This window comes from Archangium violaceum (assembly GCF_016859125.1).
GTDB classification, from domain to species: domain Bacteria; phylum Myxococcota; class Myxococcia; order Myxococcales; family Myxococcaceae; genus Archangium; species Archangium violaceum_A.
Genome location: NZ_CP069338.1, coordinates 2949866 through 2973116, shown reverse-complemented (window position 1 = coordinate 2973116; position 23251 = coordinate 2949866). Strand labels below are relative to the sequence as shown.

At 69.9% G+C, this 23251-nt stretch carries 19 protein-coding genes; 11 read left to right on the top strand and 8 right to left on the bottom strand.

Annotated elements, in window-relative coordinates; all coding sequences use genetic code 11:
• The first annotated feature begins 3 nt into the window (after nucleotides 1-3).
• Nucleotides 4-459, top strand: coding sequence for a PD-(D/E)XK nuclease superfamily protein (locus tag JQX13_RS12705; RefSeq protein ID WP_203409271.1), 456 nt, complete (start codon nucleotides 4-6; stop codon nucleotides 457-459).
• Nucleotides 460-471: 12 nt separating this feature from the next.
• Here the strand turns inward: JQX13_RS12705 and JQX13_RS12700 are convergent, their stop codons facing one another.
• From JQX13_RS12700 to JQX13_RS12690, 3 genes are read right to left on the bottom strand one after another with little or no spacing between them, the layout of a single operon-like run.
• Nucleotides 472-807 (bottom strand): type II toxin-antitoxin system RelE/ParE family toxin, encoded by a 336-nt coding sequence (locus JQX13_RS12700; RefSeq protein ID WP_203409270.1) that lies wholly within the window; start codon nucleotides 805-807, stop codon nucleotides 472-474.
• Nucleotides 692-937: a type II toxin-antitoxin system Phd/YefM family antitoxin gene (locus JQX13_RS12695; protein ID WP_203409269.1), complete on the bottom strand. Its 246-nt coding sequence runs from the start codon at nucleotides 935-937 to the stop codon at nucleotides 692-694. Before JQX13_RS12695 ends, JQX13_RS12700 begins: the two co-directional genes overlap by 116 nt.
• A gap of 51 nt (nucleotides 938-988) precedes the next feature.
• Nucleotides 989-2725, bottom strand: a complete 1737-nt coding sequence (locus tag JQX13_RS12690; RefSeq protein WP_203409268.1) for an MDR family MFS transporter — start codon at nucleotides 2723-2725, stop codon at nucleotides 989-991.
• Nucleotides 2726-2936: 211 nt separating this feature from the next.
• On the opposite strand from JQX13_RS12690, the gene JQX13_RS12685 reads away from it, so the two are divergent.
• Together JQX13_RS12685 and JQX13_RS12680 are read left to right on the top strand one after the other, a co-directional pair.
• Complete coding sequence (locus tag JQX13_RS12685; protein WP_203409267.1) at nucleotides 2937-3911, top strand: NADPH:quinone oxidoreductase family protein; 975 nt, start codon at nucleotides 2937-2939, stop codon at nucleotides 3909-3911.
• Nucleotides 3912-4022: 111 nt separating this feature from the next.
• Nucleotides 4023-5660: a long-chain fatty acid--CoA ligase gene (locus tag JQX13_RS12680; RefSeq protein WP_203409266.1), complete on the top strand. Its 1638-nt coding sequence runs from the start codon at nucleotides 4023-4025 to the stop codon at nucleotides 5658-5660.
• A 42-nt stretch (nucleotides 5661-5702) separates the two neighbouring features.
• Here the strand turns inward: JQX13_RS12680 and JQX13_RS12675 are convergent, their stop codons facing one another.
• Nucleotides 5703-6644, bottom strand: coding sequence for a phosphotransferase (locus tag JQX13_RS12675; RefSeq protein ID WP_203409265.1), 942 nt, complete (start codon nucleotides 6642-6644; stop codon nucleotides 5703-5705).
• Between the two features lie 120 nt (nucleotides 6645-6764).
• Between JQX13_RS12675 and JQX13_RS12670 the strand changes: the two genes are divergently transcribed.
• Complete coding sequence (locus JQX13_RS12670; RefSeq protein ID WP_203409264.1) at nucleotides 6765-7931, top strand: alkaline phosphatase PhoX; 1167 nt, start codon at nucleotides 6765-6767, stop codon at nucleotides 7929-7931.
• A 270-nt stretch (nucleotides 7932-8201) separates the two neighbouring features.
• On the opposite strand, the gene JQX13_RS12665 is transcribed toward JQX13_RS12670, so the two are convergent.
• Nucleotides 8202-9158, bottom strand: a complete 957-nt coding sequence (locus JQX13_RS12665; protein ID WP_203409263.1) for a PLP-dependent cysteine synthase family protein — start codon at nucleotides 9156-9158, stop codon at nucleotides 8202-8204.
• A gap of 267 nt (nucleotides 9159-9425) precedes the next feature.
• Between JQX13_RS12665 and JQX13_RS12660 the strand changes: the two genes are divergently transcribed.
• Nucleotides 9426-10523 carry a two-component system sensor histidine kinase NtrB gene (locus JQX13_RS12660; RefSeq protein ID WP_203409262.1) on the top strand — a complete coding sequence of 366 codons (1098 nt, stop codon included), beginning with the start codon at nucleotides 9426-9428 and terminating at the stop codon, nucleotides 10521-10523.
• 24 nt (nucleotides 10524-10547) lie between these two features.
• Here JQX13_RS12660 and JQX13_RS12655 read toward each other — a convergent pair whose 3' ends face one another.
• Nucleotides 10548-11393: a hypothetical protein gene (locus JQX13_RS12655; protein WP_203409261.1), complete on the bottom strand. Its 846-nt coding sequence runs from the start codon at nucleotides 11391-11393 to the stop codon at nucleotides 10548-10550.
• Between the two features lie 185 nt (nucleotides 11394-11578).
• Here JQX13_RS12655 and JQX13_RS12650 point away from each other — a divergent pair, with 185 nt between their 5' ends.
• Nucleotides 11579-12244, top strand: coding sequence for a hypothetical protein (locus tag JQX13_RS12650; protein ID WP_203409260.1), 666 nt, complete (start codon nucleotides 11579-11581; stop codon nucleotides 12242-12244).
• Nucleotides 12245-12253: 9 nt separating this feature from the next.
• Here the strand turns inward: JQX13_RS12650 and JQX13_RS12645 are convergent, their stop codons facing one another.
• Entirely contained in the window at nucleotides 12254-12715 is a 462-nt protein-coding gene (locus tag JQX13_RS12645) for a hypothetical protein (RefSeq protein ID WP_203409259.1), read from the bottom strand.
• 142 nt (nucleotides 12716-12857) lie between these two features.
• Between JQX13_RS12645 and JQX13_RS12640 the strand changes: the two genes are divergently transcribed.
• Together JQX13_RS12640 and JQX13_RS12635 are read left to right on the top strand one after the other, a co-directional pair.
• Nucleotides 12858-14552: a sensor histidine kinase gene (locus JQX13_RS12640; RefSeq protein WP_203409258.1), complete on the top strand. Its 1695-nt coding sequence runs from the start codon at nucleotides 12858-12860 to the stop codon at nucleotides 14550-14552.
• Between the two features lie 138 nt (nucleotides 14553-14690).
• Nucleotides 14691-15053 (top strand): hypothetical protein, encoded by a 363-nt coding sequence (locus JQX13_RS12635; protein ID WP_203409257.1) that lies wholly within the window; start codon nucleotides 14691-14693, stop codon nucleotides 15051-15053.
• 14 nt (nucleotides 15054-15067) lie between these two features.
• Here the strand turns inward: JQX13_RS12635 and JQX13_RS12630 are convergent, their stop codons facing one another.
• The gene (locus tag JQX13_RS12630) at nucleotides 15068-16069 is read right to left on the bottom strand and encodes a glycosyltransferase family 4 protein (RefSeq protein ID WP_203409256.1); all 1002 of its coding nucleotides are present in this window, start codon (nucleotides 16067-16069) and stop codon (nucleotides 15068-15070) included.
• Between the two features lie 151 nt (nucleotides 16070-16220).
• Here JQX13_RS12630 and JQX13_RS12625 point away from each other — a divergent pair, with 151 nt between their 5' ends.
• From JQX13_RS12625 to JQX13_RS12615, 3 genes are all read left to right on the top strand, one after another.
• Nucleotides 16221-17540 carry a DUF763 domain-containing protein gene (locus JQX13_RS12625; RefSeq protein WP_203409255.1) on the top strand — a complete coding sequence of 440 codons (1320 nt, stop codon included), beginning with the start codon at nucleotides 16221-16223 and terminating at the stop codon, nucleotides 17538-17540.
• A gap of 255 nt (nucleotides 17541-17795) precedes the next feature.
• Nucleotides 17796-20246: a PAS domain S-box protein gene (locus JQX13_RS12620; protein ID WP_203409254.1), complete on the top strand. Its 2451-nt coding sequence runs from the start codon at nucleotides 17796-17798 to the stop codon at nucleotides 20244-20246.
• 102 nt (nucleotides 20247-20348) lie between these two features.
• Nucleotides 20349-23225 carry a PAS domain S-box protein gene (locus JQX13_RS12615; protein WP_203409253.1) on the top strand — a complete coding sequence of 959 codons (2877 nt, stop codon included), beginning with the start codon at nucleotides 20349-20351 and terminating at the stop codon, nucleotides 23223-23225.
• Nucleotides 23226-23251 lie beyond the last annotated feature (26 nt).

Below are 23251 nucleotides of genomic sequence, written 5' to 3'. Positions count from 1 at the left end.
CGGATGACTGGACACGAATACGCGGACCTGGTGGCCAGATACATCGTGAGGAACTACGCCTCGCGCGGGGTGAAGGTGTACCGCGAGGTGCATGTCGGCAAGACACTCACGGGACGGGGGCGGCGCGTCGACATCTTCGTGCTCGAGCCCGCCACGCGCACCGCGCTCGCCATCGAGTGCAAGTACCAGGGCAGCGTCGGCTCCGTGGACGAGAAGATTCCCTTCGCCCTGCAGGACCTGGAGAGCATGCGGATTCCCGTCTGCATCTCCTATGCGGGGGACGGCTTCTCGCAGGGGATCCTGCACATCCTCTCCGCGTCTCCCATCGCGGCCTACTGCCTGCCCGGCGCGAAGACGCTCACGCCCTCGAACGAGACGCGCGAGCTGGACTGTCTCCTCGCCATGACCTTCAAGTGGTGGGACGTGCTCGTGCGCGGCAAGAAGCGCGTGGCGCTGTGAGCTCTTCAGCCATCAGCTCTCGTCATCCTCTGGTACGGCGCCACCCGGTGGGAGCCGATGCCCCTCGAAGATCGTCAGCACTTCGATGTCATCCCGGACCACCCGGTGCACGATGCGATACGAGCGAAGGAGAACCTCGCGGATGTGCTCCCTGTCGACCTCGGGCACCCGGCGTCCTGCCCTGGGTATAGAGGCTGCCTCCTGCGCTCGCTGCCTCAGGCGCTCGACCCACTTAGGTGAGCCGGTCGAACTCTTCCGGCGAGAGGAGCACGGCGGCGGGGTTGCCGCTCTGGGTGATGACCACCGGCCTCCGGTGTTCCCGCAGGCGGCGGACGACCTCGGATGCACGGGCCTTGAAATCGGCGATTGGCAGGAGGTCCTCTGGGATGTGGAGCGGCCTCATGGTCACCCTGATGGTCATCCGGATGGTCCGCGGATAGACCTGAAGATGTGCTTCTTCCAGGGCCGGGATGCGCACCTTTCCACTGCTTGCGTCTTCCCGATCGCCTGACTGCCTGTCCGAGGAGGGCTACTCCGAGGGCAGGGGCGCGTTGGTGCGGCGCAGGGGCCGCTCCGGCAGGAACAGTGTCAGGAGGAAGCCCAGCACCGAGATGAGGATGGCGATGCGGTAGATGGCCGAGATGGCCTCGGTGAAGCCCTCCTTCAGCGTCCGCTCCACCTCGCCCACCGCCGAGACCGCTCGCGCCTCTTCCTCCTGGAGCCGGGAGAGCGCCTCGGTCCTCGCGGAGCCCTCGAGCCTCGCTTCCACCTCGCGCTCTCGCGCCGCGAAGTCCTTCCGCAAATCCGCTTCGAGCTGCTTCGCCGGAAAGGCCTGTCCGGCTTCCATTCCCTCGCCTCCGCTCCCTCCGGTGCCGGCGGGCTGGAGGCGCTCGCGCACCTCGGGGGGAAGCCGGGCCGTGGTGTCCCCGAGCCCGGTCATCGACGAGGCCAGGGTCGCGGCGAACACCGTGCCCAGCAGCGCCACTCCGATGGTGGACCCCATCTGCCGGAAGAAGGTGACGGCCGAGGTGGCCACGCCCACCTGCGCCGGCGGCACCGCGTTCTGGATGGCCAGCGTGTAGAGCGGCAGCGAGGGCCCCATCCCCAGGCCCACCAGCACCATCTTCACCGTGACCTCGGCCTGTGTGGACTCGGGCGTGAGGGTGAAGCCCATGATGGCGTAGCCCGCGGTGAGCAGCACCAGTGAGCCGAGCATCAGCATCCGGTAGCGGCCGATGCGCGAGACGAGCTGGCCCGCCATCACGTTGCCCGCCACCACGCCCAGGGTGAGCGGGGTGAGCGTGAGCCCCGAGCGCGTGGCGGACAGGCCCACCACGTTCACCATGAAGAGCGGCAGGAAGACGATCGCCGAGAGGAAGCCCGCCCCGAGGATGCACACGGTGGCGTTGCCCACGGCGAAGATGCGGTTGCGGAACAGGCCGAGGTCGAGCAGCGGGCTCCTGACCCGGCGCTCGAGGAGGACGAAGAGCACGAAGCCCGTGGCCGACAGCGCGAACAGTCCGAGGATGCGCGCGGAGCCCCAGGGGTAGCCGCCCCCACTCGCGGGTGCGGAGCCGCCCCGTCCGAGGCTGAGCGCGACCAGCAGTGGCACCACGGCGAGCACCAGCACGAAGGCGCCGGGCAGATCCAGCCGGGCGCGGGTCCCTCCCGTGGCCTGCCGCAGCGAGGGCATCTTGAGGAGGATGAAGACGAGCGCCACCACGCCGACCGGGAGGTTGATGAAGAAGACCCAGTGCCAGCTGAACGCGTCGGTGAGGAAGCCCCCGAGGAGCGGCCCCACCACGCTGGAGAGGGCGAAGACACCGCCGATGAGGCCCTGGTACTTGCCTCGCACGGAGGGGGGGAACAGGTCCGCCACGACGGTGAAGGCCGAGGTGAAGAGCGAGGCACTGCCCAGGCCCTGCACCACGCGGGCGAGGATGACCTGGAGGCTGGTGCGCGACAGCCCGCACAGCACGCTGCCGAGGACGAAGATGAGGATGCCGACGATGAGGATGGGCTTGCGGCCGAAGATGTCGGACAGCTTGCCATAGATGGGGAGCATCACCGTGGAGGCCACCATGTACGAGGTGGCGAGCCACGGGTAATGGGCCGCGTCGATGTGGAGGTCCGCCTGCATGGCGGGGCCCGCGGTGGCGACGATGGTCTGGTCGAGCGCCGCGAGCAGCAGGGCGAGCAGCACGCCCGTCATCGTGACGGCCTTCTGGGCCCGGGTGAGCTCGTGGGCGTGGGTGGGCGGTGCCATCCGTGCGGGTCCCCCTGTGAGCCCCTCTCCCCCGGAGAGAGGGCAGGGCAGGCCTCTTCTCTATGCACGAGGAGGCCTCCGTGACGGGTGGGACGTTGGCTGGATGACAGTGGAAGGATGCTCTGCGCAGTTCTGCGCGAACGCAGTGCCGTGTAGCGTCTTCAGTCCACACCCAGGCGCCCCGTGAGTCGGTGGGCCGAGGAGAATCACCATGCGCGCTTTGCAGCTCGAGCGGTTGGAGGGTCCCGAGGGTCTCAAGCTGGTGGACATGCCAGAGCCCGAGGCCGGAGACGCGGTGCTCATCGACGTCATGGCGGCCGGAGTCAGCTTTCCGGACCTGCTGCTGACGAAGGGGCAGTACCAGATGAAGCCGCCGCTGCCCTTCGTGCCGGGCGTGGAGGTGGCCGGCGTGGTGCGCAGCGCTCCGGAGGGCGCGGCGGTGAAGGCGGGAGACCGGGTCATGGCCTTCACCATGTTCGGGGGCTGGGCGGACGTGGTGGCGGCGCCCCCGGGGATGACGTTCCGCGTGCCCGAGGGCTGGAGCTTCGAGGCCGCCGCGGGGACGGTGATGAACTACCACACCGCGCACTTCGCGCTGCACCGCCGGGGCCAGCTCGAGGAGGGCGAGACGGTGCTGGTGCACGGCGCCGCGGGAGGCGTGGGCACGGCGACCATCCAGGTGGCGCGCGGCGCGGGCGCGCGGGTGCTCGCGGTGGTGAGCAGCGAGGAGAAGGCGGAGGTGGCTCGCAGCGCGGGCGCGGACAAGGCGTTCCTGTCCACGGGGGACTGGGTGTCGCAGGTGAAGGACGCCACCGGAGGGCGGGGCGTGGACGTGGTGATGGACCCGGTGGGCGGGGACATCTTCGACCTGAGCCTCAAGTGTCTCGCTCCCGAGGGCCGGTTGCTGGTGGTGGGCTTCGCCGGCGGGCGCATCCCCGAGGTGAAGGTGAACCGGCTGCTGCTCAAGAACGTGGACGTGGTGGGCGTGGCGTGGGGCGCGTTCGTGATGCAGGAGCCCCAGCTCACCGCGGAGATCGCCAAGGACCTGGCGGCCCTGGCCGACAAGGGCTTCGTGGAGCCGCTCGTGGGCCAGGTGTTTCCCCTGGAACAGGCCGGGCAGGCGCTGCGTGCGCTGGACTCGCGCAAGGCCACCGGCAAGGTCGTGCTGCGCGTTCGGCAGGCGTAGGCGACGTGTTGACTCGGTGCGCCATGCTCACGCATGGCCACTTCCCCTCGTGCGCTCCGGTGAGCGGACTCGCTAGCATCCTCCCCCTACACGCACCAGGGGGACGTACCGATGCTCACCGGACGCATGATGGACTTCCCGCTCACGCTCACCCACTTCCTCGAGCGGGCCCGCACCTACTTCGGCCGCTCGGAGATCGTCAGCCGTCAGCCGGACAAGTCCTACCACCGCCAGACCTACGCCGACTTCTACCGGCGCTCCTGCAAGCTCGCCCACGCCCTCACCCGGCTCGGTGTGAAGCCCGGTGACCGCGTCGCCTCGCTCTGCTGGAACCACCAACGCCACCTGGAGCTCTACTTCGCCGTCCCCTCCATGGGCGCGGTCATCCATACCCTCAACCTGCGTCTCCACGCCAACGACCTCGCCTATATCGCCCGCCACGCCGAGGATCGCATCATCGTCGTGGATCGCTCGCTCCTGCCGCTCCTCGACAAGTTCATCGCCGCCGTGCCCTCCGTCGAGCACGTCATCGTCATCCCCGATGACGGTCCCGCTCCCGAGGGCCGTCTCGATTACGAGGCGCTGCTCGCGCCCGAGCAGGACTCCTTCGCCTGGCCCGCGCTCGACGAGCGCTCCGCCGCGATGCTCTGCTACACCTCCGGCACCACCGGCAACCCCAAGGGCGTCCTCTACAGCCACCGCTCCTGCGTGCTGCATGCGCTCACCCTGTGCATGAACGACACGTTCGGCATCAGCGAGTCCGATGCCGTCCTCCCCGTGGTGCCCATGTTCCACGCCGCCGCCTGGGGTCTTCCTCACGCAGGTGTCTTCACCGGTACGAAGCTCGTCTTCCCCGGACCCCACCTCGACCCCCTGTCCCTGCTGGATCTCATGGCCGGCGAGCGCGTCACCCTCGCCGCCGGTGTCCCCACCATCTGGCTCGGCATCCTCGCCCTGCTCGACCAGGAGCCGAATCGCTGGGATTTGCGCAGCGTGCGCACCATGGCCATCGGTGGCTCCGCCGCTCCTCCCGCGATGATCGAGGGCTTCCTCCACCGTCATGGTCTCGTCGTCACGCACGCCTGGGGCATGACCGAGATGAACCCCGTCGGCACGCTCGCGCGCCCGCGCCGCCAGCACGAGCACCTGCCACAGGCCGAGCGGCTCGCCCTCCGCGCCACGCAGGGTTATGCCCTCCCGCTCGTCGAGGTGCGCCACGTGAGCGACTCGGGCCAGGTGCTCCCCTGGGATGGCGAGACCATGGGCGAATTGGAGGTGCGTGGACCCTGGGTCGCCTCCTCGTACTACGGCGGCGAGGGCGCCGACCGCTTCACCCCGGATGGTTGGTTCAAGACGGGGGATGTCGTCACGCTCGACGCCGAGGGCTATGTGCGCATCACCGACCGCTCCAAGGACGTCATCAAGTCCGGCGGCGAGTGGATCAGCTCCGTCGCCCTGGAGAACGCCCTCATGGCCCACCCCGCCGTGCTCGAGGCCGCCGTGTTCGCCGCCAAGGACCCCAAGTGGGACGAGCGTCCGCTCGCCGCCGTGGTGCTCAAGCCCGGTCAGTCCGTCACGAAGCAGGAGCTCACCGCCCACCTGGAGGCGCGCTTCGTGAAGTGGTGGCTGCCGGATGATTATGTCTTCATTCCCCAGATTCCTCGCACCTCCACCGGCAAGTTCCTCAAGACGAAATTGCGCGAGGACTACGGCGACCACCTGGTGAAGATGCAGCGCCAGGACGGTTGAGGCACGGTGGGGCACGGTGGGGGCTCGGGTTCCTCGATACCCTCACCCCGGCCCTCTCCCGGAGGGAGAGGGGGTGGCTCCGTAACGGAGCGCGTCGTGGCCTACCCTCGTGATGGCTTCGTCTCCCTCGCTCCTCCCGTACAGCACCAGCGCTACCCCGTAGTGGAAGGCCCGGAAGCGCGCCCGGTCCCATGTGGCCTCGTCGATGTCTCCGTAGGCCTCGCGGAACGCTCCTCGCGCCTCCGGCGGCAGGAAGGTGAAGGCGATCGTCAGATCGATCGCCGGATCCCCCAGGTGCATGTCTCCCCAGTCGAGCACCCCCGTCACCCTGTGGTGCTCGTCCACGAGCAGGTGCCTCGCATAGAGGTCTCCGTGCACCCAGCAGGCACGCCGCTTCCACGGTGGCGTGTCCACCAGTCGCGACATCCAGGCGCGCACCGCCGCTCCTTCCACCTCCGCGCCGTCCGCCTCCAGCTTCGCGAGTCTCTCGAGAATCATCGGCGCGCGTTTGCGCAGGTTCGCGCGGTCGAGCTCGTCTCCCGGGCCTCGCGCCAGCGTCTCGTCATCCACCGGGATGCCGTGCAGCGCCGCCAGGAACCTCCCGAGCGTCGCGGCGTTGCGCAGGCGCTCCTCGGGCGTCCACGTCACCGCGCACGCGGTGACTCCAGGCAGCAGCGCGTACCCGGCGAAGGGGTAGGGGTAGTCCTCCTCGGGACGGCCGAGCCACACCGGCTCCGGGATGCGCAGGGGGAGGTGCGCCGCCAGCTGGGGCAGGAGCCGTGACTCGTTCTCCAGCAGCCCCACGGCGACCTTCCGGCGTGGGAAGCGGAACACCCAGCGTCCGTTCACCGTGTAGGCCGCGTTGTCCCAGCCCGTCCCCAGGGGCTTCAGCCGCGCTGGCGCCAGCTGCGGAAACTGCCGCTCCACGAGCCGGGCGGCGTCCTCTCGTGTCAGGGTGATGTCCGCTTCCCATACAGGTGGCATGGCTCTTCCTTTCGGCCGTGTGTCCTCGTGACGCTCCCGTCAGCCATTGCTTGCGGAGAGTTGACCCGAGCTTCCTCCCGGCTCGTGTGAGAGTGCGCGTCCTCTTCAACGGAGGCACGTATGTCGTTCAATCGCCGCAACTTCCTGCGTCTCTCCGCCGTCAGCGGAACGGCGCTCGCCCTGGGTCCCGCCTTCTGGCGCAACGCCTATTCCGCTCCCGCTCAGCCCGGCCCCAGCCCCTACGGCGCCATCTCCGGCTCCGCCGATGCCAATGGCGTGCGGCTGCCCGCCGGCTTCTCCTCGCGCATCATCGCCCGCTCCGGCTCCAAGGTGGCCAACACCGGCTACACCTGGCACGGCGCGCCGGATGGTGGGGCCTGCTTCCCCGTCTCGGGCGGCGGGTGGATCTACACCTCCAACTCCGAGAAGTCCCTGGGCACCGGCGGCGTCTCGGCCATCAAGTTCGACGCCGGCGGCACCATCGTCGGCGCGTACCGCATCCTCTCCAACACCACCTCCAACTGCGCCGGTGGCCCCACCCCCTGGGGCACCTGGCTCTCCTGCGAGGAGTACTCCGGTGGTCGCGTCTGGGAGTGCGACCCCACGAAGGCCTCGCAGGGCGTGGTGCGCTCCGCGCTCGGCACCTTCGCCCACGAGGCCGTCGCGGTGGACTCGGATGACTACCGTCTCTACCTCACCGAGGACAGCACCAGCGGCCGCTTCTACCGCTTCACCCCGTCCTCCTATCCCTCGCTCGCCTCGGGCACGCTCGAGGCCGCCCGCGTCTCCGGCAATCCGCTGACCGGCGCCACCGTGACGTGGGTGCCCGTGTCCGCCTCCAAGCCCGCTTCCCAGCAGTCCAATGCCTCGCAGACCACCGTCTTCAACGGCGGCGAGGGCTGCTGGTACGACCGCGGCACCGTCTACTTCACCACCAAGGGCGACAACCGCGTCTGGGCCTACACCCCGGCCTCCTCGCGCCTGGAGATCATCTACGACGACAACCTCTATCCGAGCTCGCCCCTCACGGGCGTGGACAACGTGACCGTCTCCTCCTCCGGCGACATCTTCGTGGCCGAGGACGGTGGTGATCTTCAAATCTGCATCATCACCCCGAGCCGCGTGGTGGCCCCGCTCCTCCAGCTCGTGGGCCACAACCGCTCGGAGATCACCGGCCCCGCGTTCAGCCCGGATGGGAAGCGGCTGTATTTCAGCTCGCAGCGCGGCACCTCCGGCTCCAGCAGCGGCGGCATCACCTTCGAGGTGACCGGGCCGTTCCGCACGTAGGGCAGGCAGGCCTGCTCCGGGGGACTGTGGCGTATCGCCACAGCTTCCCGGAACGCCACACCCGCCTGCGTGGCGGAATGCCTCGAAAGTCCCGCGGGGCCTCTTCCTCCCGAGGCGGGCCCGGGTGGCACGCGTATCGCAATGCACCTCACCGTGTTTTCGATGAGGTCAGCAATGACGAAGCGGGTGACGGTGATCCTCCTGCCCCTGCACCGCGTGCGCGCGAGACACCGTGCGCGCACCGGAGCGGCAGGGCCGCCAGCGCCGCGCTCAGGTGCTCTTGGGTTGGAGGAGCTCGGTGGAGAAGTAGCGCTCCATCCGGTCCGGGAAGAGCGTCACCACCTGCGCCTGCGGACCCAGCCGCTTCGCCGCCTCCACCGCCGCCGCGTAGTTGAGTCCCGACGAGGGGCCCACCGGGAAGCCCCGGCGGAGGAGCGCCCGCGCGGTGCGCATCGCCACCTCGTCCGAGATGTCCAGCTCCACCAGCCCCGGCAGGTCCGCCTCGCGGTACAGCTTCGACAGGCCGTCCACCACGCCCGGCACGCGCGAGCTGAAGCTGCAGCACTCCATGTCACTGCCCAGTCCCGAGATGGGCCGCGCCACGAAGGGGCTCACCGGGCAGCCCGCCTCCGCGAAGGCCTGGTACAGCCCCACCACCGTGCCGCCCGTGCCCACCCCACTCACCACCGCGTGCACCAGGCCGCCCGGTACCTGGGAGAGGATCTCCTGCCCCGTCCACACCCGGTGCGCCTCCGCGTTGTCCGGGTTCTCGAACTGGCGCGGCGCGAAGGCCTTGCGCTCGCGGGCGATCTCCTCCGCCCGCGCGATGGCTCCCCGGATGCCCGTTTCGCGCGGCACCAGCTCCACGCTCCCGCCATAGGCGCGGATGGTGAGCACGCGCTCGCCCGTGACGCCCTCGGGCATGACCGCGGTGAACTTCAGGCCCATCTGCGCCGAGGCCAGCGCCAGCGCGATGCTCGTCGAGCCGCTGGAGGCCTCCACCACCTCGCCACCCGGGCACAGCTCTCCCAACCGCCACGCCTTCTCCAGCATGTAGCGCGCGATACGGTCCTTCGTGGAGCCGCTCGGGTTGAGGAACTCCAGCTTGCACCAGATGGTCGGGCCTTCCGCCTCCAGGCGGACGGGGACCAGCGGCGTGGGGCCGATCGCCTGGATGAAGCGGCCATCGGCTGGGAGCGGGTGACAGGGGGGGCGGTGGGTCGTCATGGCGGACTCCAGAGGTCCGCCCCCCATATCGCGAAAGCCCCCGCTCCGGGAGAGCTCCGTCCGTGGACGGGTCGAGGGCGTCAGCAAGCGGCCGACGAACCATGAAGCCGTCGAGCTGGAGGAATCGCGCGAGCCTGCCTGTCCCGGGGGGATGCAAGGAGGCACGGGGGTCCGTTCCTGTCCCTGGCCAGCGCTGTCGCCTGCTCTGGAGACTTATCTTCCTGGCAGGACAAGAAAGCCCCATCAGAAACGGGGCCCGAGGGGGGTATGCCCGAGCGAGAGCGAGACGAACGGTTCCATCTGAACCTGGAGGACATCAAGGACTACGCCATCTTCCGGGTGGATACCGAGGGCCGTATCGCCAGTTGGAACGCGGGCGCTGAGCGCATCAAGGGCTACAAGGCCGAGGAGGTTATCGGACAGCCGTTCGCCATGCTCTTCACCCAGGAGGACAGGCAGGCGGGAAAGCCTGAGTTCGAGATGCGGCAGGCCATGGAGAAGGGGGTCTACCAGGGCGAGGGCATCCGGGTGCGCAAGGGGGGCGTGCCCTTCGACGCGGAGGTGACGCTGCGAGCCCTCTCCGACAAGGGGGGCGTCCACAGGGGGTTCGTGAAAATCACCCGGGACATCAGCGCGCGCAAGCGCGTCGAGGACGAGTTGAGCAAGCGGGCGGAGTTCGAGCAGCAGCTCATCGGCATCGTCAGCCATGACCTGCGGACTCCACTCTCCGCCATCAGCCTTGCTACCGCGTTGCTGCTGCGAAGCCAGGACCTCGGCATGCATCATGTCGCAACGCTCGGTCGGATCCTCTCCTCCGCCGAGCGTGCCCAACGACTCATCGCCAGCTTGCTCGACTTCACCCAGGCGCGTGTCGGCGGGGGATTCGTCCTCCAGTACGCTCCCGTGGACCTGCGCGATTTCGCGGGCCTGGTGGTGGAGGAGATGCGGGTGGCGTATCCAGAGCGCGAGATTCAATTCGAGTTTGTCGGAGACGTGCAGGGAGAGTGGGACCCGGATCGGCTCGCCCAGCTACTCACGAACCTGCTGAACAATGCCCTGCTCCATGGCTTGGAAGACGCGCCGGTGCGGCTGAGCGTCCACGACGGGCCTCACTCCGTGGTGATCGCGGTCCACAACCGGGGGACGCCCATTCCACCCGACATGATGCCCCGCCTGTTCGAGCCCATGAAGCGCGGCGCCGGGGCGGGTCGCTCCACGAAGACCCAGGGACTCGGGCTCGGTCTCTACATCGTGCAGCAGATTGTCCTCGCCCATGGGGGCACCGTCGGAGTCGACTCCTCCGAGGCGCAGGGCACGACCTTTACGGTACGCCTGCCGCATCACCCGCCGCCTCCCAGGAAGTGACCCCGGGCACCCTGGACGGCGTCGTCAGAAGCTCAGGCCGAGGCCCGCGAACGGTCCGCCCATCATGTCCCGGTGCACCACGCCGTCCACATGGCCCCGGTCATCCAGCAGCAGCCCGCGCCAACCGGCGCGCAGCGTCAGCACGCCCAGGTGCACCGCCAGGCCCGCCTGCCCGTCCAATTGCAGGTGCGGCAATGGCACCCACTGGAGCCGGCCTTCCAGGTCCAGGGGCCCCAGCAGGCAGCGCTCGAAGGACAAGGCCATGCTCGGTCCGATGAAGGTGACGTCCGGTGCGCGCGCCGCGGCCACGCCTCCCTCCATCCGCAGCCGGCCTCGTTCGCCCACGACCGGAGCGAACGTCACGTGCGCCTCCGCCAGGTGGATGGCGTCCTGTCCTACCGTGCCGTCATCCGCGTTCAGCGTCAGCCCGGTGAAGCGGGTGGACACGCCCCAGTGCCGCTCCTCGAAGCCCAGGTTGATGCCCACCGAGTTCCCGTCCCGCAGAACGTTTCCCTCCACGCCCATCCGCACCATGATGGGATGGCTCGGCTCGTCCGGTTCCTGGGTCGCCACCGGATGCGGGCGGTAACGGCGGTAGTAGGGGACGTAGGTTCCGTCGATGGAGATCCACGCGGGGGCCGGAGCGATGACGGGCCGCCGGGGGCCCTTGTCCGGACGTCCACCTCCAGGGTTCGGAGCGTCGCCATCGTGGGAGTCCTGGCCCACCGGCGTGGCGTCATGCACCCGAGGGCGCGAGGCGCCGGAACCGCCGGAGCCTCTCGACTTGCCGAAGCGGGCCTCGGCCGGTGTGGTGCCGAGGAGACACCCCGCCGCCAGAGCGGCATGAATCATCTGCTTGCGGGTCGGCACGGGAGTCCTCCTGGGAACGCGGTTCCGGGTGAGGCCATCCAAGCACCTCGCGGACCGCGCGATCGGGGCTCCAGGCGCGGGTGCCGCATGCCCGACAGGGGGAGTGTCCATGTCGGGCACTCCACCGCCTCGAGTGTCGTCCGTCGTACGGCGGCACCCCGGGGGTGGTGGTAGCCTCCGGACTCATGCTGTTCCTCGACCTGGAAGCCTATGCTCCCCCGGACGATCGGACCGCGAGCCTGAGCTCGCTCATCGTCAATCCCGCTCGGCCAGGGCACGTGCTGCTGGGAGGGTGTTTCTTCAGCAAGCGCTTCGAGGACCCGCTCCCGGAGGCGCCGGAGCTCGAGGGGCTGTGGCTCTGGAACTTCGGCTCCGAGGCCGCCCTGCTCTCGGCCATCAAGGCGCGCTTCGAGGAGGAGTGGCGGCGGCAGCGCGAGGAGAACGTCCGGATCCTCGGCAAGCCGGCGGTGGATCTCGTCGTCTGTGGCGCGGGGATCGCCAAGTTCGATCTCCCGGCGCTCTACTGCCGCTCCCTCTTCAACGAGATCGCCAGCCCGGCCGAGCTCTTCGAGGTCTTCTTCAAGGCGCGCCCCATCGATCTCGCCAACGAGGCCAGCTTCCTGTTCCCCGAGGAGCCCGTGCTCTATCCCAAGACGACCCGGGAGATGGCCGGACGTCTGGGATTGCGCGAGCGCAAGGGCTCCAGCAGGAGCGTCTGGGATGGCTACGAGGGCCGTGATTACGGCGCCATCGAGCAGCGGACCGCGGACGAGCTGCGGCTCGTGCTCGACATCTACAAGCGCCTGCAGGGGCGCATCTCACGCCGGGAGCCCAGGCCTCGAGAGCCCTGACCGGACGGCTCAGGCGGCTTCGCGCAGCTGCTCCACGAAGCGCTGGGCGGAGGCCAGCTCGACACCATGGTAGCGGGCGAGATCCTGGGCGACCGCCTCGGATGCCTCTCCGTCGCGCAGCCGCATGCGCACGTTGTGCTCGAACGGCTCGAGGATGCGCCGGGCCTCCTCTCCCGAGGCCACCGGCTTCGGCGCGGCGCGCCGGGGCGCCGCCTTCGCCAGCTCGCCACGCGCCTGGACGTACGTGACGAGGTTCGAGGCGAGGAAATACCACGTCATGAAGAAGGAGATGGTCCCCCACCAACCGAGCGTCAGGTTGCGCAGGGTGTGGTGCCAGAAGGCCCGGCTCAGACAGCCGCGGCACAGCTCGCCCTGCGTCGTGTACTCCCGGCGCAGGAAGAGCATCCCCACGTTGTGATGGAGCTCGACATAGGCCGTCGGCTCGGACTGGTAGCAAAGGTCGCACCGCATACGGGTGGGGAGGATACCCGGAGGGCTTCCGTCCTGGCAGGCCGAAGCGGCGTGGGGCCCGTCAAAGCCCCTGCCCCTCGCGCCGGGGCGGGCGGCCGTGAGAGCATGCGCGGGTGCTGTTGGGTCGACCCGGGGCCGGGCCATGACGATTCGCGCCAAGGTGTTTCTGTTCGCATTGATGGCGGTCGTCCTCGTCTGTCTCATGGGGCTCCATCTCTTCACCGGCGCCCACCAGAGCCAGTTGATGCGCGAGCAGGTGACGACCATCCAGGAGCAGCTCGACAGCTACAACCGGTTGCACGCGCTCGCCTGGCCCTACCTGAACCAGCTGGCCCAGGCGCGGCTGACGCGGGCGGACACCGCGCTCGTGCGCAGCGAGCTGGCGCGGCGGGTGGAGCTGGAGATTGTCCGGCTCGAGGACAGCCTGTCCCGGCAGTACCGGTGGGTGGATGATCGGACCGTCGAGACCGAGCGCCTGGAATACCAGGCGCTGCGCGATGCCCTGCTGGCCTGGGCGGCGTGGGCGGAGTCGCGCGTGCGCGCCCTCCCCGAGGGCACGTCGGTGGGCTCCACGGTGGAGTGGTTGCTGTACACTCGATTCGAGCAGAGCGTGGGCCCGCTCATCGAGGACCTGCTGCGGGCGGAGCAGGGCGAGCTCCAGGGGCTGCGGAGCCGGTGGGACGAGAGCGTGAGGTTCGGCCAGCTGCTGGCGATGTTCTTCCCCCTCCTGTGCCTCGTGCTCGTGCTGGCGCTCGCCTTCGCCATCGTCACCCCCATGCAGCGCTCGCTCAAGGAGCTCTCCTCCGTGGCGGAGCGCATCGGCCGGGGCGACTTCGACATCCGCACCTCCGCCACGGGGCTCGACGAGCTGAGCATGCTGGCGCACGCCTTCGACCGCATGGCGCGTGAGCTGCGCGACCTGCTGGAGGAGAAGCAGCGGCTCATCAAGGCCGAGGCCGAGGCCTCCGAGCGTGAGGCCCTCCGCTATCAGTCCCTGCTGGAGAAGACGGTGCTCGCGCGCACCGTCGAGCTCGCGGAGACCAATGACCGCTTGAAGGACAGCCTCTATCAGCTCCAGGCCGCCCAGGAGCAGCTGCTCTTCGCGGATCGGCTCGCGTCCGTGGGAAGGCTCGCCGCGGGCGTGGGACACGAAATCAACAACCCGCTCGCCTACATCCTCAGCAACCTGCGCTACGTCCAGCAGGAGTTGGGAGACGCGAGCGGTCCCCCGTCGGAGGAGGCCCGGCAGGAGATGCTGGCGGCGCTCTCCGAGGCCAGCGAGGGCGCCGATCGCGTGCGCCTCATCGTGCAGGACCTCAAGGCGCTGTCTCGGCCGGATGACGTGGCGCTCGGCCCCGTGGACCTGGCGGCGGTGGTGCGGGGCTCGGCCAAGATGGCCCGGCACGAGCTTCGCGACCGTGCGAACCTGGTGGAGGACTGCGGCGGAGTGCCTCCGGTGAAGGCCAACGCGGCGCGCCTGGGTCAGGTGTTCCTCAACCTGTTCATCAACGCGGCGCACGCCATCGCGCCGGGCCGGGTGGACGAGAACGAGATTCGCGTGCTGGCCCGGGTCTCCGCCCCCGGCAAGGTCACCGTGGAGGTGCGCGACACCGGTTCCGGAATCCCTCCCGAGCACCTGCGGCGCATCTTCGACCCGTTCTTCACCACCAAGCCCATCGGCGTGGGGACGGGGCTGGGCCTGTCGGTGTGCCATCAGATCATCACCTCGCTCGGTGGGGACATCCGCGTGGAGAGCGAGAAGGGCCGGGGCACGAGCTTCTTCATCACCCTGCTCGTCGCCGAGGGCTCCAGCTCCTCCGAGCAGTCGGCCGCCTGACACTGGCGCGAGGCAAGGGCTTCTCGAGCGCACGATGTTCAACGCTCGGCCTGGTGAAATTTCGCACGCCCCCAGCGTCGGGAAGCGGGCATCCCCATGATGTTGGCGCAAGCCAGCCGACACATGGAGGAGGAACGAATGCCACCCCGTGGAGTGAAGAACCCGAAGCGCCAGCGCCAGTACGCGAAAATCAAACAGTCCGCGCGCAAGCGTGGGGCGAGCGAGGGGCGCGCCGAGGAGCTCGCGGCTCGTGTCGTGAACAAGCAGCGCCGGAAGGCCGGTGAGACCAGGAGCGCGTCGAAGAGCGCGTCGAAGAGCACGTCGCGCCGGGCGAAGCCGGCCCGTAGCTCGAGCGGCAGTGCGGGCAGCAAGTCCCGAGGCCGTACCTCGGCGAGTGGCCGGACGGGGCGCAAGTCGAGCAGCCCGTCGCGCTCGAAGAAGTCGGGCAGCTCGTCGCGCTCGCGCGGCAAGTCGGGCAGCTCGTCGCGCTCGAAGAAGTAGGCGCGAGGCCCGGCTCAATCCCCGAGCGCCGCCTGGTACACCCCGGCCAGCGCTCGCGCCTCGTGCGCCACGCCGAAGCGCGCGCGGGCCTCCTCGGCCGCGTTGAGCCCCACCTGCCGCACGCGCTCGGGCTCGCGGAAGAGCATCCGCAGCAGCTCTCGCAGCGTGGCCACGTCCCCGGGCTCGTACATGAAGCCCGTGCGTCCGTGCTCGATGACCGCCGGCACGTGCGGCAGCCGCGTCACCACCGGACAGCATCCGCACGCCATCGCCTCCACCAACACCATGGAGAAGGCCTCGCCGTACGAGGGGTGCACCAGGAGGCTCATCCCCTGGTACCAGGGCACCACGTTCTTGTGCTCGCCCGCCAGCACCAGCTCCCCGCCCGTGGACTCGCGCAGCTTCCCGGCCCACGCCGCGTCCTTGCCCTTCGCCAGCCCCACCAGCACCGGCTTCCACTCGGGGAACTCGGAGAGCAGCGGGCGGATGGCCTCCACGAAGTCGCCCTGGCCCTTGTTGGGGCGCACCCGGCCCACCACTCCCACGCCGTAGCGCCCGCCCAGCCCCAACGCGCTCCACGCCGCCGCCCGGTCCGCCGGAGGCACGAAGCGCTCCAGGTCCACCCCGTGCGTCACGATTCGCGAGGGAATTCCCATCCACTCGGCGCCCTGCGGGTTGAGCGTGACGAGCTGCTCGGCATGGCGCGCGATGAAGCGGGTGAACCAGCTCGGCCGGTAGGGGCCGTGGCGCGTGTACACCAGCCGCACCTGCCTCCCCAGCATCCGCAACAGGAAACCGAAGAGCAGCTCGTTGTTGCGGTGCGCGTGCCACACCACCGGCTCCTCGCGCAGGCGCCTCCACAGCTCGCCCCACGGAATCCTCGGCACGTCCGCCGCCAGGTGCTTGCCCAGTGCCCTCGTCTCCATCAGGCGCGCCAGCTCGGGGACGATGAGCTCGGTATGCGCCGTGACTCCGGTGCGGCGACGGTGGAAGTGCGGATGGACGACGAGCGGCATGGCGCCGGTGTCTCTACTCCAGATGAACCCTCCCGTCATCCGAGCCGTGTGCCCGCTCGCCCCTCGGCCAGCCCCGCGCCGACGTGGGCCCGCACGTGAAGAAGCACCCGAGTCCGGAGGTTGACTCCTGGAGGTTACCTCCGGAGTCACCATGGACCGTACGGGCAGTGCAGACCTTCCCCTCCATTCCGGCCGCGTGCCGGACTGGCTCGCCGAGCGCATGGCGCGCATGAGCCGCGTGCTGGTGGAGGCGCTCGTCCTCCACTACGGCCGTCACGAGGTGCTGCGCCGGCTCGCGCACCCCTTCTGGTTCCAGTCGCTCGGCGCCGTCATGGGCATGGACTGGCACTCCTCGGGCGTCACCACCACCGTGCTCGGCGCACTCAAGCGCGGGCTCACCCCGGGTGGCCGTCAGCTCGGACTGTACGTGGTGGGGGGCAAGGGCGTGCAGGCGCGCCGCACCCCCGACGAGCTGCGCATCATCGGCGACCGGGTGGGCATCGACGCCGACGCGCTCATCCGCGCCAGCCGTCTGGCGGCCAGGGTGGACAGCGCCGCCGTGCAGGACGGCTTCGAGCTGTATGCCCACAGCCTCATCCTCTCGGACGACAACGCGTGGGCCGTGGTGCAGCAGGGGATGAACCCGGAGGCCCGGCAGGCCCGGCGCTACCACTGGCTGTCCGAGGGGCTCGGCAGCTTCGTGGACTCGCCCCACGCCGCCATCCACGGGCCCAACCAGGGCGTCATCCTCAACCTCACGGACAAGCGCGCCGCCATGGCCCGCGCCGCGCAGGTGGAGCTCGTGTCCCAGGGGCCGGACGTGGTGCTGGGCGCGTTGCGCAAGCTGCGTCCCCAGCCCGAGCCCGTACCCTACACCCCGCCGCTGCCCCACCTGCAGATGCCCGAGCACGAGGAGGTGGCGCCCGGCGATGTGCTGCTGCGCCGGCTCCACGGCACGCTCGCCGCCGCGGCCGAGCAGGGCCCCAAGGACTTCTCCGAGCTGCTCCTCACCCCCGGCGTGGGCGCGCGCACGGTGGCGGCGCTGGCCACCGTCGCCGAGGTGCTCCATGGCTCGCCCGCGCGCTTCACGGACCCGGCGCGCTTCGCCTTCGCCCAGGGCGGCAAGGACCGGCAGCCCTTCCCGGTGCGGCTCGACGTCTACGACGAGACCCTGCGCGTGTTGCGCGCGGCGGTGGACGCGGCGAGGCTCGGCAATGACGAGAAGCTCCAGGCCCTGCGCGAGCTGGACCGGCAGGCGCGCCGGCTCGAGTCCGTGGCCACCGGCCCTTCCTTCGAGGAGCTCGTTCAGGCCGGTTGGAGGGATGCAACCGAGTTGCTGCCCACCGATGCTCCGCCTCGCAGGCCCTCGGGGCGTCCCGGCTGGCGGCGCGCGCCTCGCTCCCGGACACAGATGGAGCTGCCCGGCCTGGGAGAGGACACACCCGGAGGCTCCTCGCGGCACTCGGGGTGAGGTGTTCCTCCTCGTGCTCGCCTCCCTGGAGGGCGGGAGGGCGGCCTTGGGACGCGTAAGGTGGTCGACACCTGTTTTCCTCCAGGCCGGTGTGTTCGGGACTGGGCCGGGCGGGTCATGGCAGAAATCCATCCGCCGATGCCTGCCTCCCCCAGTTGATGAGGAGCCCCCGTTTTGTCGAGCAGCAACCACGCCTCCTCCTCGAGATGGGGGTCGCCCGCGAAGCTGGTCTCCGCCCCCCGATTGGAAGGGCGGGTGCTGGTCGTCGATGACACGGAGGCCAAGCGCTACCTCATCGCGCAGACGCTGCGCCTGGCGGGCATGGAGGTGCTGGAGGCGTCCAGCGGAGGCGAGGCGCTCGCGGCGGTGGCCACGCAGCCGGACGTGGTGGTGTTGGATGTGCGCCTGTCGGACATGAACGGCTTCGATGTCTGCCGCCGGCTCAAGCAGAATCCCGTCACCGCCGCCATTCCCGTGCTCTACATCTCCGCCCTGCTTCGGGACGAGGAGTTGGAGGAGCGGCTCTTCGTGGACGGGGCGGACGGCTACATTCCCCAGCCCATCGAGTCCAAGCACCTGGTGGCGCAGACGTGGGCCCTGGTGCGCATGCGGCGGGCGGAGCTGGCCCGTCAGCGCGAGCGCGAGGAGGCCGAGGCCGAGCGGCAGCGGCTGCAGCGCGAGCTGGAGAGGTCCCAGGCGCGGGCGCGGCGGCTCACCGAGTCCGGCATGGTGGGCATCGTCTATTGGGACCTGGATGGCACCATCCTCGATGCCAACGACACCTTCCTGTCGCTGGTGGGCTACACGCGCGAGGACCTGGCGCGGGGTCTGCTCGACTGGCGGAAGATGACGCCCCCCGAATGGGAGGCGGCGGATGCCCGGGCGTTCGGGGAGCTCCAGGCCCAGGGCGTCAGCGTGCTGTACGAGAAGCAGTACCTGCGCAAGGACGGCACGCGGGTGGATGTGATGCTGGGGGTCGCCTCGCTCGAGGGCGAGGCCGACCGGGGCGTGACGATGGTGGTGGACCTCACGGAGCGCCGCGAGGCCGAGCGCCGGCTGAAGCAGCTCATGTTGGAGCTGGAGTCCAGCCGGTCGCGGTTGCGGATGGCGCTCGATGCCGCCGAGCTCGGCACGTGGAGCTACGACATCCCCACCGGGGAGGTGCGCTGGGACGCGCGCGCCAAGGAGATGTTCGGTCTGCCGCCGCAGGCCTCCGTGCGGCCCGAGGTGTGGCGGACGGGGGTGCACCCGGAGGATTTGGAGCAGGTGACGGCGGCGGTCGAGCGCGCGCTGTCGGGCGGAAACGGGGGCTTCTTCGGGACCGAGTTCCGCGTGGTGGGGCTGCAAGACGGAATGCTGCGGTGGGTGTCCGCGCGGGGCCGGGTGCTCTTCGACGAGGCGGGGCGGGCGCTCAGCTTCTCGGGCATCTGGCTGGACATCACCGAGCGCAAGTTGAACGAGCAGCGCTCCGCGGCGCTCCAGGCCACCACGGCCGCCTTCGCCAATGCGCTCACCCCGCGGCAGGTGGCCGAGGCCCTGGTGGAGCATGGGTTGAAGTCGCTGGATGCCTACGCGGGCTCCGTCAGCCAGGTGGAGGACGGGCAGCTGCGGATGATCAGCCACTTCGGCTACCCCAGCCACATTCTCCAGAAACATGGCGACTTCCCGCTCGACATCCGCGCCCCTTCCTGCCTGGCGGCGCTCGAGGGGCGGACCGTCTGGCTCCAGGCCACCGAGTCCCTGGAGCGGGAGTGGCCCGAGTTCTTCAAGATCCTCCAGGGGAGCCGCAGCCGCACCTGGCTGAGCATTCCGCTGAAGGATGGCGAGCGGGTGGTGGGCGTGCTGGGGTTGAGCTTCTCCTCGCTGCGCCGCTTCAGTCCTCAGGACATGGCGCACCTGGAGTCGCTCTGCGCGCTGTGTGCCCAGGCCCTGGCGCGCGCCTGGCTCTACGAGGAGGAGCGTCGGGCGAAGGAGGAGGCGCGGCAGCGCGCCGAGCTGGAGCAGCAGTTCCTCGGGGTGGTGAGCCATGATCTGCGCAACCCGCTGATGGCCATCTCGCTGGGCGCTCGCACGCTGCAGCGCATGGAGAAGCCCGCGCCGGAGGCCCTGTTGCGCACGGCGGGGCGCATCGCGAACAGCGCGGACACGATGGGGCGGATGATTTCGGACCTGCTCGACTTCACGCGGGGGCGGCTGGGTGGAGGCATCCCCCTGGAGCGCGAGAGGAACGAGATGGTGCGGCTGTGCCGGGAGGTCATCGACGAGTTCTCCGTGACGCACCCGGACCGGGACATCCGCCTGGAGGGCGATGCGTTGTGCGAGGGGCAGTGGGACGGCCCGCGCATGAGGCAGGTGCTCTCCAACCTGCTGTCCAACGCGCTCAGGCACGCGAGGGAGGGGTCGGCGGTGTGCGTGAGGGTGCTCGCGCGGGAGGGGGAGGTGGAGCTATCGGTGTTCAACGAGGGCGCGCCCATTCCGGAGGAATTATTGCCAGTGCTCTTCGAGCCGTTCCGCCGGGGCATGTCGAAGTTCCGGCCGTCGGGGAGCCTGGGGCTGGGGCTGTACATCGTGCGCCAGGTGGTGGAGGGGCACGGCGGGCGGGTGGAGGTGAGCACCGGCGAGGCGGGCACCACCTTCACCGTACGGGTATCCCAGACGGCGGAGCCACCTCCCAGGCGAGGGGAAGACTCCAGGCCTGGCCCGTAAGGTGGTGGACAGCCTCGAGCGGACTCTCGGGACTCGTCGAGGTGTTCCGTGGCAGAACTTTTTCGTACACGCCTGCCCCCCAGGCGAACAGGAGTCCACATCTTGTCGAGCAGCAGTAACCCCGAGCCTTCTCCGCGGTGGGCGTCGCGAGGGGAGCAGGCCTCCACCCCCCGGATGGAAGGGCGGGTGCTGGTGGTGGATGACACGGAGGCCAAGCGGTACGTCATCGTCAAGGCGCTGCGCCGGGCGGGCATGGAAGTGCTGGAGGCGGCCAATGGCCAGGAGGCCCTGACGGCGGCGGCGCTCCGGCCGGACGTGGTGGTGCTGGACGTGCGTCTGCCGGACATGAGCGGCTTCGACGTCTGTCGCCGGCTCAAGGAGGACCCCACCACCGCCGCCATCCCCGTGCTCTATGTCTCCTCGTTGCTGCGGGACGAGGAGCTGGAGGCGCGGCTCTTCGAGGATGGGGCGGACGGCTACATCCCCCAACCCATCGAGCCCAAGCACCTGGTGGCGCAGACGTGGGCCCTGGTGCGCATGCGTCGGGGAGAGCTGGCCCGCAAGCGCGAGCACGAGGAGGCCCTGGCCGAACAGCAGCGGCTGCAGCGCGAGCTGGAGAGGTCCGAGGCGCGCGCGCGGCGGCTCACCGAGTCCGGCGTGGTGGGCACCTACTATTGGGATCTGGATGGCACCATCCTCGATGCCAACGACACCTTCCTGGAGATGGTGGGCGCCACGCGCGAGGAGCTGGAGCAGGGCCTGCTCAACTGGCGGAAGATGTCGCCCCCCGAGTGGCGGGAGCAGGACCACCGCAGCGTCCAGGCACTGCTCGAGACGGGCGTGTCCGAGCTGATGGAGAAGCAGTACCTGCGCAAGGACGGCACGCGGGTGGACGTGATTCGCGGCTCCGCGCTGTTCGAGGGCGAGTCGCGCCGGGGCGTGACGGTGGTGGTGGACATCACCGCGCGCCGGCAGGCCGAGCGCCAGCTGAATCAGCTCATGGCCGAATTGGAGTCCAAGGAGCGGCTGCTCAACGCCGTGTTGCAGCAGATGCCCACGGGCGTCCTCATCGCCGAGGCCCCCTCGGGCCGGACGCTGCTGACCAATGAGCGGCTGGTCTCCTTCGTGGGGTCGCCCGTGCGGCAGATGTCGGCGGAGTACCGCGCGCAGCGCCTCCTGCACCTGGATGGGCGGCCCTACCGGATGGAGGAGTTGCCGCTGGTGCGCTCGCTGCGCGAGGGGGAGACGGTGGCGGAGGAGCTCGCCATCCGCCACGAGGATGGCTCGACCCGGCTCACCCGGACGTGCGCCGCGCCCGTGCGCGACGCGGAGGGCACCATCGTCGCCAGCGTGCTGACGGTGGAGGACATCACCGAGCAGAAGGCCACCCAGGGGTCGCTGCGGAGGAGCGAGGAGCGGTTGCGCCTGGCGATGGAGTCCGCCGCGCTCGGAGTCTGGAGCTACACGCCGGGCACGCGGGAGCTGGAGTGGGACGCGCGTACCCGGGAGTTGTTCGGGCTGCCGCCCGATGCGCGCGTGACGTACGACAGGTGGATGGAGGGCGTGCACCCGGATGACCGCGCGCGGGTGGAGGAGCGCTTCGAGCGCGCGTTGTCCGGCCAGGACGGAGGCATCCATGAGGCCGAGTACCGGACGCTGGGGCTCCAGGACGGAGTGCTCCGGTGGGTGGCCTCGCGGGGCCGGGTGCACTCCGACGCGAATGGACGGGTCCACATGCTGGGCACCGTGCTGGACATCACCGAGCGCAAGCTGGCCGAGCAGCATGCCGCGGCCCTCCAGGCCACCACGGCCGCCTTCGCGCACGCGCTCACCCCGAAGCAGGTGGCCGATGCGCTGGTGGAGCACGGGCTGAAATCGTTGGAGGCCTGTGCGGGCTCCGTCTGCGTGAGGGTGGGCGGGGCGTTGGTCGTGCTCGGGGCGGTTGGCTACCCGGAGGAATTGCTTCGCGCGTACCAGTCCATGTCGATCACCGATCCCACCCCCCTCGCGGAGGCGGTGCGCACGGGACGCGCGGTGTGGATCGAATCCCGTGATGCCTTCGAGCGGGGCTGGCCCGACGTCGCCCGGCGGTTGAGTGGGAGCTCGCGCCGCTCCTGGGGGGTCATGCCGCTGAAGGACGGCGAGCGGGTGGTGGGCGTGCTGGGGTTGAGCTTCCTCTCGCAGCGCCGCATCAGTCCCCAGGAGGAGGCGAACCTGGAGTCGCTCTGTCAGCTGGGGGCCCAGGCCCTGGAACGGGCGCGGCTCTACGAAGAGGCGCGGCAGCGGTCGGAGCTGGAGCAGCAGTTCCTCGGGGTGGTGAGCCATGATCTGCGCAATCCCTTGCAGGCCATTTCCCTGGGGGCGCGCACGCTGCAGCGGATGGAGCGGCCCACGCCGGAAGCGCTGATGCGCACGTCGGGGCGCATCGCGAACAGCGCGGACAACATGGGGCGGATGATTTCGGACCTGCTCGACTTCACGCGGGGGCGGCTGGGCGGAGGCATTCCCCTGGAGCGCACGGCGAACGACCTGGTGCGGCTGTGCCACGAGGTCATCGACGAGTTCTCCGTGACGCACCCGAGCAGCGACATCCGCCTGGAGGGAGACCCCCATTGCGAGGGGCAGTGGGACGGCCCGCGCATGAGGCAGGTGCTCTCCAACCTGCTGTCCAACGCGCTCAGGCACGCGAGGGAGGGGACGGCGGTGCGCGTGAAGGTGCACTCGCGGAGGGGAGAGGTGGAGTTGTCGGTCTCCAACGAGGGAGCGCCCATTCCTCAGGAGCTGTTGCCGGTGCTCTTCGAGCCGTTCCGCCGGGGCATGTCGAAGTTCCGGCCGGCGGGGAGCCTGGGGTTGGGGCTGTACATCGTGCGCCAGGTGGTGGAGGGGCACGGCGGGCGGGTGGAGGTGAGCACCGGCGAGGCGGGCACCACCTTCACCGTGCGCGTGCCCCGAGGGACCGGGCCCGGCTCCAGCCGCTGACGCGGGGCTGGAGCGCGGAGCCACTC

Coding starts and splice junctions, on each gene's coding strand:
- JQX13_RS12665 (WP_203409263.1), bottom strand. CDS start 9,158: ATGACGACCCACCGCCCCCCCTGTCACCCGCTCCCAGCCGATGGCCGC.
- JQX13_RS12630 (WP_203409256.1), bottom strand. CDS start 16,069: ATGCCGCTCGTCGTCCATCCGCACTTCCACCGTCGCCGCACCGGAGTC.
- JQX13_RS12635 (WP_203409257.1), top strand. CDS start 14,691: ATGCCACCCCGTGGAGTGAAGAACCCGAAGCGCCAGCGCCAGTACGCG.
- JQX13_RS12680 (WP_203409266.1), top strand. CDS start 4,023: ATGCTCACCGGACGCATGATGGACTTCCCGCTCACGCTCACCCACTTC.
- JQX13_RS12670 (WP_203409264.1), top strand. CDS start 6,765: ATGTCGTTCAATCGCCGCAACTTCCTGCGTCTCTCCGCCGTCAGCGGA.
- JQX13_RS12645 (WP_203409259.1), bottom strand. CDS start 12,715: ATGCGGTGCGACCTTTGCTACCAGTCCGAGCCGACGGCCTATGTCGAG.
- JQX13_RS12625 (WP_203409255.1), top strand. CDS start 16,221: ATGGACCGTACGGGCAGTGCAGACCTTCCCCTCCATTCCGGCCGCGTG.
- JQX13_RS12650 (WP_203409260.1), top strand. CDS start 11,579: ATGCTGTTCCTCGACCTGGAAGCCTATGCTCCCCCGGACGATCGGACC.
- JQX13_RS12685 (WP_203409267.1), top strand. CDS start 2,937: ATGCGCGCTTTGCAGCTCGAGCGGTTGGAGGGTCCCGAGGGTCTCAAG.
- JQX13_RS12660 (WP_203409262.1), top strand. CDS start 9,426: ATGCCCGAGCGAGAGCGAGACGAACGGTTCCATCTGAACCTGGAGGAC.
- JQX13_RS12705 (WP_203409271.1), top strand. CDS start 4: ATGACTGGACACGAATACGCGGACCTGGTGGCCAGATACATCGTGAGG.
- JQX13_RS12690 (WP_203409268.1), bottom strand. CDS start 2,725: ATGGCACCGCCCACCCACGCCCACGAGCTCACCCGGGCCCAGAAGGCC.
- JQX13_RS12640 (WP_203409258.1), top strand. CDS start 12,858: ATGACGATTCGCGCCAAGGTGTTTCTGTTCGCATTGATGGCGGTCGTC.
- JQX13_RS12675 (WP_203409265.1), bottom strand. CDS start 6,644: ATGCCACCTGTATGGGAAGCGGACATCACCCTGACACGAGAGGACGCC.